General features: G+C 65.9%; 12 protein-coding genes. 6 read left to right on the top strand and 6 right to left on the bottom strand.

Going from position 1 to position 13,855, the window contains the following annotated elements; genetic code table 11:
• Positions 1–118: 118 nt before the first annotated feature.
• Both ACZ1H8_RS09800 and ACZ1H8_RS09795 read right to left on the bottom strand, forming a co-directional pair.
• Positions 119–1,414 carry an MFS transporter gene (locus ACZ1H8_RS09800; protein ID WP_465181110.1) on the bottom strand — a complete coding sequence of 432 codons (1,296 nt, stop codon included), beginning with the start codon at positions 1,412–1,414 and terminating at the stop codon, positions 119–121.
• Positions 1,415–1,425: 11 nt separating this feature from the next.
• The gene (locus ACZ1H8_RS09795; RefSeq protein ID WP_465181109.1) at positions 1,426–1,647 is read right to left on the bottom strand and encodes a hypothetical protein; all 222 of its coding nucleotides are present in this window, start codon (positions 1,645–1,647) and stop codon (positions 1,426–1,428) included.
• A 259-nt stretch (positions 1,648–1,906) separates the two neighbouring features.
• Here ACZ1H8_RS09795 and ACZ1H8_RS09790 point away from each other — a divergent pair, with 259 nt between their 5' ends.
• Together ACZ1H8_RS09790 and ACZ1H8_RS09785 are read left to right on the top strand one after the other, a co-directional pair.
• A complete protein-coding gene (locus tag ACZ1H8_RS09790) occupies positions 1,907–3,058 on the top strand; it encodes an N-acetyltransferase (RefSeq protein ID WP_465181108.1) in 1,152 nt (383 codons plus the stop codon).
• Between the two features lie 160 nt (positions 3,059–3,218).
• On the top strand, positions 3,219–3,992 hold the full coding sequence (locus tag ACZ1H8_RS09785) for a lysostaphin resistance A-like protein (RefSeq protein WP_465181107.1): 774 nt from the start codon (positions 3,219–3,221) through the stop codon (positions 3,990–3,992).
• Between the two features lie 20 nt (positions 3,993–4,012).
• Here the strand turns inward: ACZ1H8_RS09785 and ACZ1H8_RS09780 are convergent, their stop codons facing one another.
• From ACZ1H8_RS09780 to ACZ1H8_RS09770, 3 genes are read right to left on the bottom strand one after another with little or no spacing between them, the layout of a single operon-like run.
• Positions 4,013–6,433, bottom strand: a complete 2,421-nt coding sequence (locus tag ACZ1H8_RS09780) for an FtsX-like permease family protein (RefSeq protein ID WP_465181106.1) — start codon at positions 6,431–6,433, stop codon at positions 4,013–4,015.
• Positions 6,434–6,436: 3 nt separating this feature from the next.
• Entirely contained in the window at positions 6,437–7,117 is a 681-nt protein-coding gene (locus ACZ1H8_RS09775; RefSeq protein WP_465181105.1) for an ABC transporter ATP-binding protein, read from the bottom strand.
• Between the two features lie 9 nt (positions 7,118–7,126).
• Positions 7,127–8,380: an efflux RND transporter periplasmic adaptor subunit gene (locus ACZ1H8_RS09770; protein ID WP_465181104.1), complete on the bottom strand. Its 1,254-nt coding sequence runs from the start codon at positions 8,378–8,380 to the stop codon at positions 7,127–7,129.
• 214 nt (positions 8,381–8,594) lie between these two features.
• On the opposite strand from ACZ1H8_RS09770, the gene ACZ1H8_RS09765 reads away from it, so the two are divergent.
• The 3 genes from ACZ1H8_RS09765 to ACZ1H8_RS09755 all read left to right on the top strand — a co-directional run bounded on the left by ACZ1H8_RS09765 (position 8,595) and on the right by ACZ1H8_RS09755 (position 12,078).
• Positions 8,595–9,137, top strand: a complete 543-nt coding sequence (locus ACZ1H8_RS09765; protein WP_465181103.1) for a response regulator transcription factor — start codon at positions 8,595–8,597, stop codon at positions 9,135–9,137.
• A gap of 82 nt (positions 9,138–9,219) precedes the next feature.
• On the top strand, positions 9,220–10,449 hold the full coding sequence (locus ACZ1H8_RS09760; protein ID WP_465181102.1) for a sensor histidine kinase: 1,230 nt from the start codon (positions 9,220–9,222) through the stop codon (positions 10,447–10,449).
• 138 nt (positions 10,450–10,587) lie between these two features.
• Positions 10,588–12,078 (top strand): S10 family peptidase, encoded by a 1,491-nt coding sequence (locus tag ACZ1H8_RS09755; RefSeq protein ID WP_465181101.1) that lies wholly within the window; start codon positions 10,588–10,590, stop codon positions 12,076–12,078.
• A gap of 106 nt (positions 12,079–12,184) precedes the next feature.
• On the opposite strand, the gene ACZ1H8_RS09750 is transcribed toward ACZ1H8_RS09755, so the two are convergent.
• Positions 12,185–12,703: an AAA family ATPase gene (locus ACZ1H8_RS09750; protein ID WP_465181100.1), complete on the bottom strand. Its 519-nt coding sequence runs from the start codon at positions 12,701–12,703 to the stop codon at positions 12,185–12,187.
• 444 nt (positions 12,704–13,147) lie between these two features.
• Here ACZ1H8_RS09750 and ACZ1H8_RS09745 point away from each other — a divergent pair, with 444 nt between their 5' ends.
• On the top strand, positions 13,148–13,849 hold the full coding sequence (locus ACZ1H8_RS09745; RefSeq protein WP_465181099.1) for a response regulator transcription factor: 702 nt from the start codon (positions 13,148–13,150) through the stop codon (positions 13,847–13,849).
• Positions 13,850–13,855: the final 6 nt, after the last annotated feature.

Genomic DNA, 13,855 nt, shown 5'->3' with positions numbered 1-13,855 from the left:
GCAAGGGATGGCCAGGCGTGTCTGCCAGTCCCGGACGGCGGAGATGTAAGTGCAGGATGCGTGGGCTTGTCGATGCGACCTTGCCTGCAATTGTAACCGATCGGGACTCGACATCGAGTCACGCGCGAAGCGGCACCTCCCGCGTGGACTCGCCGCGACCGAGCGCGATACTCGCGCCGAGCCCTGCCAGCGCCACGAGAACGAGAATCAGCGCAGGTACCGCGCGCCAGCCGCTCAGATCGATCAGCGCGTTGGCGCACAGCGGGCCGAGTCCGCTCAGCACGGTGAAACTGAGGTTGAGCGAAAGCGCCACGCCGCTGAACCGAAGCGGTGGCGGGAACAGCCCGGCGATCAGATAGGCGAAGCTGCCATTTGCCCCGGCAGCGGCGATCGCGAACAGCGGCAGGACCAGCATGAGGTTCGCATCGCCCGCGGCGAGCACTGCATAGGCAAGCGGGCTGCCGAACAGCAATGCGACCGACGATCCCATCAACAGATAGCGCGCGGGAATGCGGTCGGCCAACCAGGACGCGGTCAGCAGCGACAGCGACATGATCAGCAGCGCGATGTTCATCGCGCCCGCCACATCGTGACGCTCATAGCCGACCACCTGACCGAGATAGGCCGGCATGTGCGCGAACAGCAGGCCGTTGAACCCGGCAGTGGGCGCCACCACCGCGCAGCCCAGCAGAATCGCGCGCCAGTGCGTGCGCAACACATCGCGTACGGGCTGACGCGCGGCGCGGTGTCGGAAGCTCAGAAAGGTTGCGGTTTCGTCGAGCGATCTGCGGAAGATCATGCTGACCAGCCCGAGCATCCCGCCGATCGCAAAGGCGATCCGCCAGCCATGGTCGAGCATCGCCGCCGGGCTGAGCCATGCGGTCAGGCACAGGTTGACGAAGGTGGCGAGGAGGACACCGAGATTCACCAGCGCGAACACCACGCCGCAGGCCAGGCCGGGCCGGCGCCCCGCGCTCTCGACCACGAAGGTGATCGCCCCCGGAAGCTCGCCGCCGATGCACAGGCCCTGGCCCAGCCGCAGCGCGACCAGCAACAGCGTGGCGACGATCCCCCAGGACGCATAGGTCGGCAGCAAGGCGATGGCGAAGGTGCAGGCCGACATGAGCGCGACGGTAACGACGAACACGCGCTTGCGACCATAGCGATCGCCGAAATGGCTCGAGATCATGCCGCCGATCGGGCGTGCCAGATAGCCGATCGCGAAGACCGCCAGCGCCAGTGTCAGCGCGAACCGGTCTCCCGCCGGGAAGAAGGCTGCCGCCATCGACTGGGCGAAGATGCCGAAGATGATGAAGTCGAAATATTCGAGCGCGCCGCCCAGCGCGGCGATGGTGATCATCCGCCATCGCCCGCCCGTCAGCGCCGGTTCTGACATGATCGCGACTTCGGCCATGCGTCGCATTCCTAGCGTTTCAGCAGGTCGAGCGCAGCAGCGGTCACCGCTTCGGTGTCCATAGCGATCACAGCCTCGACATCCGGCGCCCGAAAGAAACTGTGCAGCCTCGTCCGGAGCGCGACGGGTTCCGACAGCGCAGCGCGGGTTGCCTCGTCGACAGGGTCGGCCCGGGCCGGGATCACCGGGCTCAGGAGTGCCAGACAAGATGAAGCCAACCAGAAGCGCAACACTCGAATTCCTTTCGATAGTTCAGTGCCAGCGCACTCAGCGATGCGTGTAGCCAGGCGAGCCTATACATTTTGCGCCAGCTTTTAATGCGCAAAGCTTGCTCGGATTTCAGCGGTAGCGCTCAATATTGATCTCACGCAGGCGTGCCGAGCAGCTGTTTCATCGGAAACCGCCCAAGACTTTATCCGTCGTAAACATTCGGAATAGGCCGGATCCGACCGGGCCGATATCTCGGATGAACCGACTTTTCGAGGGCTTCCATTGCGCTATCTGACCATCGAACGCGTCGCGTCCCGGCGCGACCGCAAGCATTTCGTTCAGCTTCCCTATCGGCTCTACAGGGACGATCCGCACTGGGTTCCGCCGCTGTTCGGCGAGGCGATGGCGGCGATCACCCCGGAAAAAAATGGCTGGTTTAGCCATGCCAGGGCTCAGCTGTTCCTCGCTCGCGAGCGAGGCAAGGTGGTGGGCCGGATCTCCGCCCATATCGACACGCTGGCGCTCACGCTTCCATCCGAACAGGGCTTCGGTCCCGGCGTCGGCCAATGGGGGCTGATGGAGGCCGAGCGCGAGGACATCTTCGTCGAACTGCTGGCACGTGCCGAGGACTGGCTGCGCGAGCAGGGGATGACCCGGGCGCTCGGCCCGATCAGCATGTCGATCTGGGAGGAGCCGGGCCTGCTGGTCCAGGGGTTCGACCAGTCGCCGACGATCCTGATGGGTCATGCCCGCCCCGACTATCGCCTCTGGACCGAACGGGCAGGCTATGAGGAGGTCAAGCGCCTGCTGACCTTCGAACTCGACGTTACCCAGCGCTTTCCCAGGATCGTCCAGCGGATCATCACGTCCGGCGAGGCAGACCCGCGAATTCGCGTCCGCGATACCGACAAGTCCCGGTTCGACGAGGAAGCGGCGATCATCCTCGCGATTCTCAACGACGCCTGGTCGGCCAATTGGGGCTTCGTCCCCCTGACCGAGCCCGAGATCCGGGACGTCGGCAAGAAGCTGAAGCCGCTGGTGTTCAACGATCTGATCCAGATTGCCGAGCTGGACGGCGAGCCGGTGGCGTTCATGATCACGCTTCCCGACCTCAACGAGGCGCTGAAGCCGCTCAACGGCTCGCTCCTTCCCTTTGGCTGGCTCAAGCTGGCCTGGTGGCTTCGCAAGCCCAGGGTGCGGACGATGCGCGTCCCGCTGATGGGGGTGGCCAGCAGGCTGCAGACGTCGCGGCTTGCGGGACAGCTCGCCTTCATGATGATCGAGAACACCCGCCGCGCCGCGGTCGAAAACTATGGCGCAACCCGGGCCGAGATCGGCTGGGTCCTGGAAGACAATCAGGGAATGCGCTCGGTCGCCGACGCTGTCCGCGGACAAGTGAACAAGGTCTACACCATCTACGGAAAAGCGCTGTGACGGCTTCAGCTTCAGCCCCGGCGTTCGAACTGCGGAGGGCTTGGATCGCATCCCGCGCAGCACCGCGCATGAAGCCCGAACGCGCTGACCTGCCGTCTTGTCAGTTGGCTTCCGCATCCGGCATTCTTGTCCGTGTCGGGTTCGAAAAAGGGAGTCAGGCATGTCTGCGGCCGGGCAGGAAAGGGACGAGCGCAAGGGCGCACGCTGGACGCGTATCGCGCTCTACTACGGGATCGCGGTCGCAATGTCGGCACTGGCGCGACTCTGGTGGCACACCGGCGTCGCAACTGCGCCAGCGGCAGGTCCTGCGGCGATGTATGGGCATCTCGTCGCAGGCGCCGGCCCGGCCATCGGCGTCTTGGCGATCTGGCTGCTGCTCCGATATCGACCGACCCTGAGCTTTGGCGGGACGAATCCGGTGCTGGCTGCCCTGATGCTGCTGGCGCCTGCCGCCATCCTCGCCGCCCGCGGCGTTCCGAACCCGTTCGGGATGAACCCTCATGCGTTCGGACTGCACATGGGCATCTGGATCGCGCTTTACGCGATCCTCGAGGAGATTGGCTGGCGCGGCTATCTGCAAGGTGAGTTCGCCGATCGTCGTCCCCTGCTGCGCTACCTCATCATCGGCCTGTTCTGGTATGCCTGGCATCTGTCCTGGGTCACCAATCGGTCGATTGCCGGCGAAGCGGTAGCGCTGCTGATCCTTGTCGCCGCCGCCGTTGGCATCGGCTTCGTCGCCGACCGCACGCGATCGATCCTCGCCGCCGCAGCCTTCCATGTCCTCGGCAATATCATGGGGATGACCACGGACTTCCGTGTGCTGATTCCGGCACCGGAGCGGTTGATGCTCGCGGGCGCCTGCCTCCTGATCCTCATCGTCTTGCTGCGGATCTGGCGCGTGCGCGAGCGGGCGCGATCGTCCGTACCCGGCTGAGACCATGCCGCCCCGCGATGCTATTCGTGGCGCAACGCGGTCACCGGACTCGCCCGCGCCGCCGCCACGACATGCGCCAGCGCCGCGGCAAGCGCGAAGCCTGCGGTGACTGCCACCACGGCACCGAGCAGCCATGGCGACAGATCGACACGAGTGACGAACTGCTCCAGCCAACGCCGCATCACGACATAGCCCAGCGGCAGTCCGATCGCGCAGGCCAGCAGGAACGGCTTCGCGAACTGCCACAGCAGCAGCCGGACAATCTCGCCGCGCGATGCACCCATGGCGCGGCGAATGCCGATTTCCTTGGTGCGGCGATCCGCGCTGAAGGCCGAGAGTGCGAACAGTCCCATGGCAGCGATTACCAGGGCGACCAGCGCGCAGGCAGCGATCACCCAGCCCTGGACGATGGTGGCGCGGTAGCGGTCATGCTCGATCTGCGACAGCAATCGCGTGTCGAGCGGTCCGCCATCCCCCATGCGTTGCCATAGGTGATCAAGACCCGCGCGCACTTCTGCCACCGCGCCGGGCGCGACCTCGACCGCGAGAATCCCGCCTTCCGGCATCCCGGGACTATAGATCAGTTCGCCGGCCGGGGTCAGCACGCTCGCCGGCGCATCGGGAACGACGCCCACGATCCTGTGCGGTATCAGTCGGGGCGTCGCGCCGACTTCAAGCGACACACCGATCGGCTCGCCGATCGCCGACTGGGGACTTGCGAAGCCGAAATTGCGGGCGGCGGTCTGGTTGAGCACGATCTCCTGCCGTGCGGCATCGCCGCGGCCATCGATGGTAAAGCCCCGCCCGGCGATCGGCTTCAGACCCAGTGCCGGGAAAAAATGGGCATCGACATCGACGAAGCCGGGCGTGAACCGCTGCCCCTCGCGATTGACGGCGGTGACGGCCCCCTGAGGCCCCATGTTCAACGCACCGACTGCGACGCAGCTGGCATGTCGAACACCGGGCAGCTCGCGCACCGCCTGGGGGAAACCCTGCCGGCAATCGGCTTGCAGGGTGAGGATCGGGCCGCGATCCGCACCCAGCGCGCTGGCGATCGCCAATTGCGTCTGGCGATACAGGGTGATCGTCGCCAGCGTCAGGCCGACCAGGATCGCGAACTGGACAACCACCATCGCCCGTCCGATGCGCTCCGCGCTTCCAGGGCCCGCAGGTCCTCCCGCCAGCGCGGTCGACGGCAGGACGGATGACAGGATCAGGGCGGGATACAGCCCGGAGACCAGGCCGGTGATCAGCCATCCGCCGAGCAGCGGCAGCAGCAGCATGGGGTCCCGGGTCACGTCGAAGGTCAGGTTCAGCCCCAGAACCGCGTTGACCGCGGGCAGGACGAGTTCGACGAGCCCCATTGCCAGGATCATAGCGATGAGCGTGAGGATCAGGCTCTCGCCGAGATAATGGATCAGCAACTGCCGCCGGCTGGCCCCGCACGCCTTGCGCACCGCGACCTCGACACCCCGGCGCGCGGAGCGCGCGGTCATCAGCGCGACATAGCTGGTCGACGCCATGACGAGGATCAGCATGCCGACCCCGCCGATGGCGATGACGATCGAGCGGTCGACCGAAGGCTTGCCGTGCGGACTGTCGTCGGTCGGGCCGAAATGGATGCCGGCGACCGGCAGCGCGTAACCGCCCACCTTGGTACCGCTCGCCGCAGCCATGGCCTGGAACGGGCGGAGGATCTCGTCGATCGCGGGCTGCAGCGTCGCTGCAGTGACGCCGGGCCTGGTTCGCACATAGGTGACGATCGGCGCACCGAGCGTCGGCATCGGATTGGCATCGGCCTGGCCGAGCGGCGTATCGGCGCCGCGTCCGGATGCGATGAAGCTCAGGTCGAGATGCGTTTCGGGCGGCAGGTCGCGGATGACGGCCGTGACCTTCAGCCGCCGGGTGACGCCCTTCTGCGCGATCCAATTCACTGACGCGCCGATGGGAGCGTCGCGCCTGAACAGGCGACGCGCGGTGCTGCGGGTAATGACGATCGTATCGGGCTCGGCCAGCGCAGTCGCCGGATCCCCGGCCACGGCCGGCAGCGGCAGCACCCGGAAGATGTCCGGATCCGCCCACACGAAGCCGCGCGCACGAACGGGCACGCGATCGCCCGCTTCGCGAATGAGCGGCGTATCCTGATACATCCTGGCCACCGCTTCGACCTGATCAGTTCGTGCGCGAACTGCGGCGGCGAGCACCGACGGGGTGATGGCCGAGGCCCTTTCAGGCTGCCCCGGTTGCGCAATGGTGGCGGTCATCCGGAAGACCCGCTCGTGACCGGGGATGAAGCGCTCATAGGCGAATTGCTGCCGGACGAAGAGACCAATGACGATCGCAGCGGCAAGCGCAAGCGCGAGGCCGATCAGCGTTACCGCCGCGTAGAGGCGGTTCAGTGAAAGCGTACTGAAGGTGGTTGCGAGCAAGCTGCGCAGCATCTCTCAGGCCCCCAACTGGGTCTGGCTGACGACACGGCCGTCGAGCAGCTGGATCTTGCGATCCGCCTGATCGGCCTGCGCCAGCGAGTGGGTGACCATGACGACGGTGGTCCCTCGGCTCACAGCGCTCTTGAGAAGGTCCATCACCGCCGTCCCGTTCGCCGTGTCCAGATTGCCGGTCGGCTCGTCGGCCAGGATCAGCCGGGGTTCGGCAACGATCGCCCGTGCCACCGCGACACGCTGCTGCTGACCGCCGGACAGTTGCTTCGGCAAGTGGCGGGCGCGGTGACGCATGCCGACCTGGTCGAGCGCGGCCTCGACCCGATCACGCCGCTCGCGCGAGGGCGCCCCGCGATAAAGCAGCCCCACCTCGACATTCTGCGCGACCGTCAGTTCGTCGACCAGGTTGAAGCTCTGGAACACGAAGCCGATCGACGCGCGCCGCAGTCGGGTGAGATCGCGCTCGCGCGCATGGCTGATATCCTTACCGAACAGTTCGATCCGGCCGCTGTCGGCGCGATCGAGCAGGCCGAGGATATTGAGGAGCGTGGACTTGCCGCACCCCGACGGCCCCATGATCGCGACGAACTCGCCCTCCGAGATCGTCAGCGACACCTCGCTGATCGCGTGCGTGCGCACATCCTTGGTCTCGTAGACCCTCGAGATCGCTTCGACCGTCAGCATGATCCACTCCTAGCGAAGGGTGATGCGCTCGTATCGCTGCCAGCCATCATAGCTGGAGGCGATCACGCGCTCGCCGGCCGCAAGCCCGGCCAGAATTTCGACCTGCTCGGCGTTGCGCCGGCCGATCCGGATGACGCGCCGCTCGGCATGCGTGCCGCCCGGCGCAACGACGAAAACCCATTGGCCGCCCGACGCCTCGAGAAAGGCGCCGGCCGGCAGGAGCAGTGCCGGACGATCCATGCCCAGCGACAACCGGCCGCGCACCGCCTCACCGGCGGTCAGTCGCATCGGTCGGGGCTCTGCAAAGTCGAGCTCGATCACGAAGGAGCCATCCTTCACCTGCGGATAGATTCGCGTCACGACCAGCGCCGTCGGGCGGCCGTTGACGTCCACCTGGGCCCGCTGACCAAGCCGCACGCGGCCGAGATGATACTCGTCGATCGCGGCGGTCACGCGAAAGCCCGTATCGAGCACAAGCTCGCCCAGCCGGTCTCCGCGGTTGCGGTTCTCGCCCAGCTTCAGGTCGAAGGCCGCCAGTCGCCCGCTTGCCGGCGCGCGCACGGTCAGGTCGGCCAGCTTCGAACGGGTGACGGCCAGGCTCTTCTGAAGCGTAGCCAGCTGCGCCTCGATCTGGGGCCGCTGCAGCCTTCGCAGTCCTTCCTGGCGGCGGCTGCGGGCGACCTGGATCGCATATCGGTCGTCGAGCGAATGCAGTTCGTCCCGGAGCATATCCATGCTCTCGCGCGCGACGAAGCCCCGCTCGGCAAGCGGGACGCGTCGCCGAAGCGCACGATCGACGCGTGCGCGATCGTAGCGGATCACCGCGAGCGACTGGGCATTGTCGCTGCTGCTCTGCTCGAGCTGCTGTTGATAGGCCTGAAGCTGGGTAATCGATTCGATCAGCCTGCCTTCCTGCGACAGGATATCGATTTCGAGCGCGGCATTGGCGAATGCGACGAGGGGCTGGCCTTCGACCACCCTGTCGCCCGAGCGCACGAACAACTGCCGCACGCGCCCGCCCTCGACCGCATCGAGATAGATCGTGTCGCGCGGGACGACGCTCCCGTGAAGGCTGATGGTGTCGCGGAAGTTGCCCCGCACCACCGGCGCGATCACCACCTGATCGCTCGCGACATCGAGCGATGGCACGGCGAAGTGGCGGAAGGCCAGAATCATGCCCATCAGGCCGACTGCCAGCGCGACCGCAATGACGGCGGTGCGGCGGTGCCGGCGAAGCCGCGAATGACGAAGCGGCTCGTCCATCGAGTCATGATCTCCTCATGCGGCAAGTATCGCCTCGACCGCGGCGAAGCGGAAACGACGGTAGATCAGTCGTTTGGATGAAAAGGACCCGGTTGCCGGCTGGTCGCGCTGTCCGACTTCGGACACCCGTAATGCGCGATTCGCACCGCGTCCGGGGCAAGCCCTTGCTTTTGCTGTGGTTCCGTATCGGCGCGTCATTGGGTAGGCTTCGGCCATGGAGCAACGCCGCCGAATCCTGTTGATCGAGGACGATCCGGCTGTGGTGCAGGCCGTTCGTCTGGCGCTCCGCAGGGTTGCCGAGGTGGATGCGTTCGCCACGCCGGACGACCTCCCGGTCCCGCTGGCGCTGGACGGCTATGTCGCCGCCATACTCGATATGAACTTTCATCCTGGCGATCGCGAGGGGCGCGCCGGGCTCGACATCATCGACACGCTTCGCGCCAGCGACCGGACCCTTGCGATCGTGATGCTGACGGTCTTCGGGGGCGTCACGCTGGCCGTCGAGGCGTTGAAGCGCGGCGCATCCGACTTCCTGCTCAAGCCCTGGCGCAACGACCGTCTCGTCGATGCGGTCCAGCGCGCGGCGGAACTCACGGCGACGCAGCGCGCGGGCGCGGCGATGAGTCTCGATGCGCTCGAACGACAGGCGATCGCACGGGCCTTGCAGGACCATGATGGGAATATCAGCCGGGCGGCCGCGGCGCTGGGGCTGACGCGCCCGGCACTGTATCGGCGCATGGACAAACATGGCCTTTGAGCGCCGCCGCTGGTCCTATGCGGCGGGACTGGCGGTCCGTGGGGCGGTGTGCGGATGCCTGATCGCAGCGGGAATCGCGCTGGTGTTCTCGGGTCGGCCCGCGCTCGCCGCCATTTGCGGGGCGATCGCGGTGATGGTCGGGCTCGACCTTGTCCGCAATGCCGCCGCGGCGGAGCGCGCGATGCGCGACTTTGTCGACCAGGTCGCCTGCGGCGCCGACGACCTGCCCATCGGTTTGCCGCGCGCCTTTGGTGACCTCGAAACCTCGATCGAACGGGCGCTCCGCTCGATTCAGGCCCGCGCGGCAAGCGAGCGCGCGCGGCAGGACGGCGATGCGGCACTGCTCGATACGGTCCCTGCCGCGCTGTTCGTGATTGACGAAGGCGGTGCACTCGTTCGCACCAATCGCGCGGCTCGCAGGCTTGCGCCTTCCGACCCGCGACGCTTCGCGGACCACCCTGCCTTCTGCGCCGGCGATCTCGAGACACTCCTCACCGGCGGCCCGGTATCCGGCCGGATCATCCGCCTGACCGATGGCCGCGTTGCCCATGCGTCGGTCGTTCTGTTTGACGTCCAGGCAGGGGCGAGACGCCGGCTGATTGCAGTTCAGCCCGTCTCGGAAGCGCTTGGTGCAGTGGAAGTGGATGCGTGGCACCGCCTCAGCCGCGTGCTCGCGCATGAGATGATGAACTCGCTGAGCCCGGTAATCTCGCTCGCCGACAGTCTGGTGGCGCTGGCCGAACAGCCGGACATCGATCCCGACCGCGCCGAAACCGCGGCGGCCGCCGCCACCATCTCGCGTCGCGCCACACACCTGATGCGCTTCGTCGAGCGCTATCGGCAGATGCTTGATCTCCCCCAGCCTGAAGTCGCACCCGTACCGGCAAAGGACCTTGTCGAAGACCTAGCCGCACTGACCCGAGCCCTTGATCGCCGCGTGACGGTCGAGGCAACCGTCACGCCATCCGATCTCATCGTCTCGGTCGACCGGGAACTGATCGAGCAGGCGTTGCTCAACCTGTTGAAGAATGCGGTCGAGGCGGCGCGTGACACGCGGTGTCCGACCATCACCCTCCATTGTCATGCAGAAGGCGCCGAGGTCGAGTTGGTGGTTGGGGACAATGGCCCAGGTCTCCCGGAACCGGTCGAAGATCTGTTCCTGCCATTCTTTACCACCAAGCGCGACGGCGCGGGTCTCGGCCTGGCCATCGCGCGCCAGATTGCCGTGGCTCATGATGGCAAGCTCGTTGCCGTCCGACGCGATGCGGGCGCCGCCTTCGCGCTCCGCATCCCAGCTCCGGACAGGGTCTAGCACCGGGGCACACCGATCGCGGGCGAGAGGCATTCCGAGTTCATTCGGTAGAAAAGGGGATCGGGCTGCCATCGATCCGCGTTGCGCGACGCCCTCCGCGCTGCGACAAGGGAGACGGCCTCCACGGAGTTCACTGCCTTGTTTCTTCGCCTTCTTCCCGCATTGCTGATCGTCATCGCTCCGTCGGTTGCTCACGCCCAGGACGCCAAGCCGGCGTCGACCGAGGCCAAGAAGGAGGATGGGGACTCCAATCTGCCGCCCCTGCCCGACGACAAGACGATCGCGCAGTCGGCGCGGATCGGCGGTCGGGTCATCGCCTATAAGGCGACCGTCGGCCACGTGTCCGTGCGCGATGCGAAGGGCAAGATGATCGGCGAAGTCGTCTACACCGCCTATACGGTCCCGAACGCGGGCCCCAACCGCCCCGTTACCTTCGCCTTCAATGGCGGGCCGGGCGCCTCGTCGGTCTATCTCAACTATGGTGCCGTCGGCCCCAAGCGGGTTCAGTTCGGCGCGCAGGGCGATGCCCCCTCTGACTCGCCGATTGCGATCGACAATCCCAATAGCTGGCTCGATTTCACCGACCTCGTCTTCATCGATCCGATTGGCACCGGCTATAGCCGCAGCCTGGTCGACGAGGCCGAGACCAAGAAGGCCTTCTACGGCAACGACCCCGATATCCGCTATCTGTCGAAGGTGGTCTTCGACTGGCTGGTGAAGGAGGGACGGCTGCGCTCGCCCAAATATGTGATGGGTGAAAGCTATGGCGGCTATCGCGCGCCGCGCATCGCCTATGAGTTGCAGTCGCAGATCGGGGTGGGCGTCAATGGCCTGATCATGGTGTCGCCCTATCTCGATCCCGCATCCGGCGACGATGCGACCGCGCTCTCTCCGCTCCCCTGGATGATCGATCTGCCGTCGATGGCCGCGGCAAATCTGGAGCGGCACGGGCGGCTGACGCCCGCAGCGATGGCGGAGGTCGAGGCCTATACGCGCGGCGATTTCGCGCGCGATCTGCTGCGCGGTCGGTCTGACCCCGAGGCGACCGGACGCATCGTCCAGCGAGTGACCGAGCTCACCGGCCTCGACCCCACGCTGGTCCGGCGGCTGGGCGGACGAGTCGACAGCCGCACCTTCCTGCGCGAGATCCGCCGCGACGAGGGGACGATCGGCAGCGTCTATGATTCGAACGTCACCGCCTTCGATCCCTTCCCCTGGTCACCGCAGCAGCGCTCGAACGATCCGCTGCTCGACGCGCTGATCGCGCCGACCACCAGCGCCGCGGTCGACTTCATCACGCGCGAAGTGGGATGGAAGACCGATGCGCGCTACTATGCGCTGTCCTATGACGTGAACGAGGCATGGGATCGCGGCAAGCCCGCCGACACGCCGGTGACCGACCTGCGAAAGGCGATCGCCGCGGATTCCAAGATGCGGGTGTTGATCGTCCATGGCTGGGACGACCTGTCCTGCCCCTATTTCGCATCGCGGCTGATCATCGACCAGATGCCGGCCTTCGGGCAGCAGGAACGCGTGGCGCTGCGCGTCTATGCTGGCGGCCACATGTTCTACAGCCGCCCCGACAGCGGCAGCGAATTCAAGCGCGATGCGCAGGCGCTGTATCGCTGAGGTCGGAGCCGGCGGGTCGCAAGCGGCGGGCAAGCCAAGGGCCGGTAGGGCCGGAAGCCAGCTGCCCCATGAACCAGGGTTGGCGCTCTGTATCGAACCAGATCGCCTACTCTCCGATGCCAAGCGCTCGGGTCACGAACTCTGCGCGCGCCTGGACGGTATGGCGCGGCAGATACACCGGATCATAGCCGGCATTGATATAGGCCTGTTCCACCCGCCGATGATCGGACAGCGCCTTGTCCAGGCTGTGGCGGCGATCCTCGTCATTCTCGTAGATTGCGGGCCAGGGCGGCGCGAGGAAGAGTCGGTCATAGCGTAAGCGCTTCACCAGTGCTGCCGGAGGATCCCCGCCGGCAGCGGTGATGGCGACTGCGGCGTCGACGATCCCGCGGTCGAAGAAGGTCAGACCTTTTGCGGCCTCGAAATCGGCGACCGCCATTTCAAGCGCGCGGCTGGCAAAGGCGGCGGCGTCCACCCACGGGAGGGTGCGGTCGTCGCCTGTCCGCCTGGCCTCGGCGATGATGCGTCGGCCGGGTTCATCTACAACGGCATATCCGCGCCGTGCGAGTTCGCGCAGCAGCGTGGATTTGCCGCCGCCCGAGCATCCCGAGATCATGACGAGCATGGCAGTCGTCTCCAGCGTGGGACGCAAAAAAGCCGCCTTCGGCGAGACCGAGGCGGCTGTGTGTGTGGGTGTGATGTTGGTTGCGGGAGCAGGATATTTTGATCTTAACTATCGCTGATAAGTAGCGGAGATGTGGAGGAAGCTTTTTGGGAAGCGACGATAATACCCCCATAGATACCCCACCAAGCAAGTTTCGCGGTACGCAGTGCAAAAATTGGGTCGAATAACCTGACGGTACGAGACTGACACGATTTAGCTTAAGTCACCTCACCTACACACGGCGCTCTGCAACAACATTTCGCATCAGCGACTGGAGCTGCACCTCCCCCCAGCCAGCTTTACTAAGAGGCTGCGGAGTCGCCGTCCTTTACCCCATATTCCCCGTTCGGGGGAGACAATCCTCCCATGCCCGGGGATCGTCGCAACGCGCCATAGGCGCTATTCATGGCTGCGATCCACAAGCAGCTGAGGCCGATCATGAGCTCTGGCGAATCTCCGCTCGTCCTGATCGTCGATGACGATGTTCGCGTATGCGAGGCACTTGGCGAGCTGCTTGCCTCGGTCGGCATCGACTCGCTCCGCTTCACTTCGGCCGAAGAACTGATCGCGGCGGACATTCCGGACCGGCCGGGATGCCTCGTGCTCGACGTGCGGATGCCCGGCGGCAGCGGGCTGGAGCTGCACCGGCAGATGATGGGCGCGCGACGTCTGGCACGGCCGGTCATTTTCATCACCGGTCACGGCGACATCCCGATGTCGGTCCAGGCAATCAAGGCAGGTGCGGTCGATTTCCTGGTGAAGCCGGTACGTGACCAGACGCTGCTTGACGCTGTCAGCGCCGCGATCGCGCTGGACAGGACACGGCGCCGGGAAGCCGCCGCCTGCGACTTGCTGCTTGAACGCTATGCGCGGCTGACCCCGCGCGAGAGGGAGGTGATGCGTCACGTGTGCCTGGGAAAGCTGAACAAGCAGATCGCCTATTTGCTGCAGATCAGCGAGGTGACGGTCAAACTGCACCGCGGCAATGTGATGGGCAAAATGCAGCTGGCTTCCATCGGAGAACTGATCCGCGCCTGGGAAGTCATCTGGCCCGCACTTGCCGGGTCGGACCGAGACGCGACAACGTCGCGCAACGCGGCCGCCTGATCCATT

This window comes from Sphingomonas sp. BL-S-25, from assembly GCF_055521555.1.
Note: the sequence above shows the minus strand (reverse complement) of the source record. Positions and strands in the feature narration are given on the sequence as shown.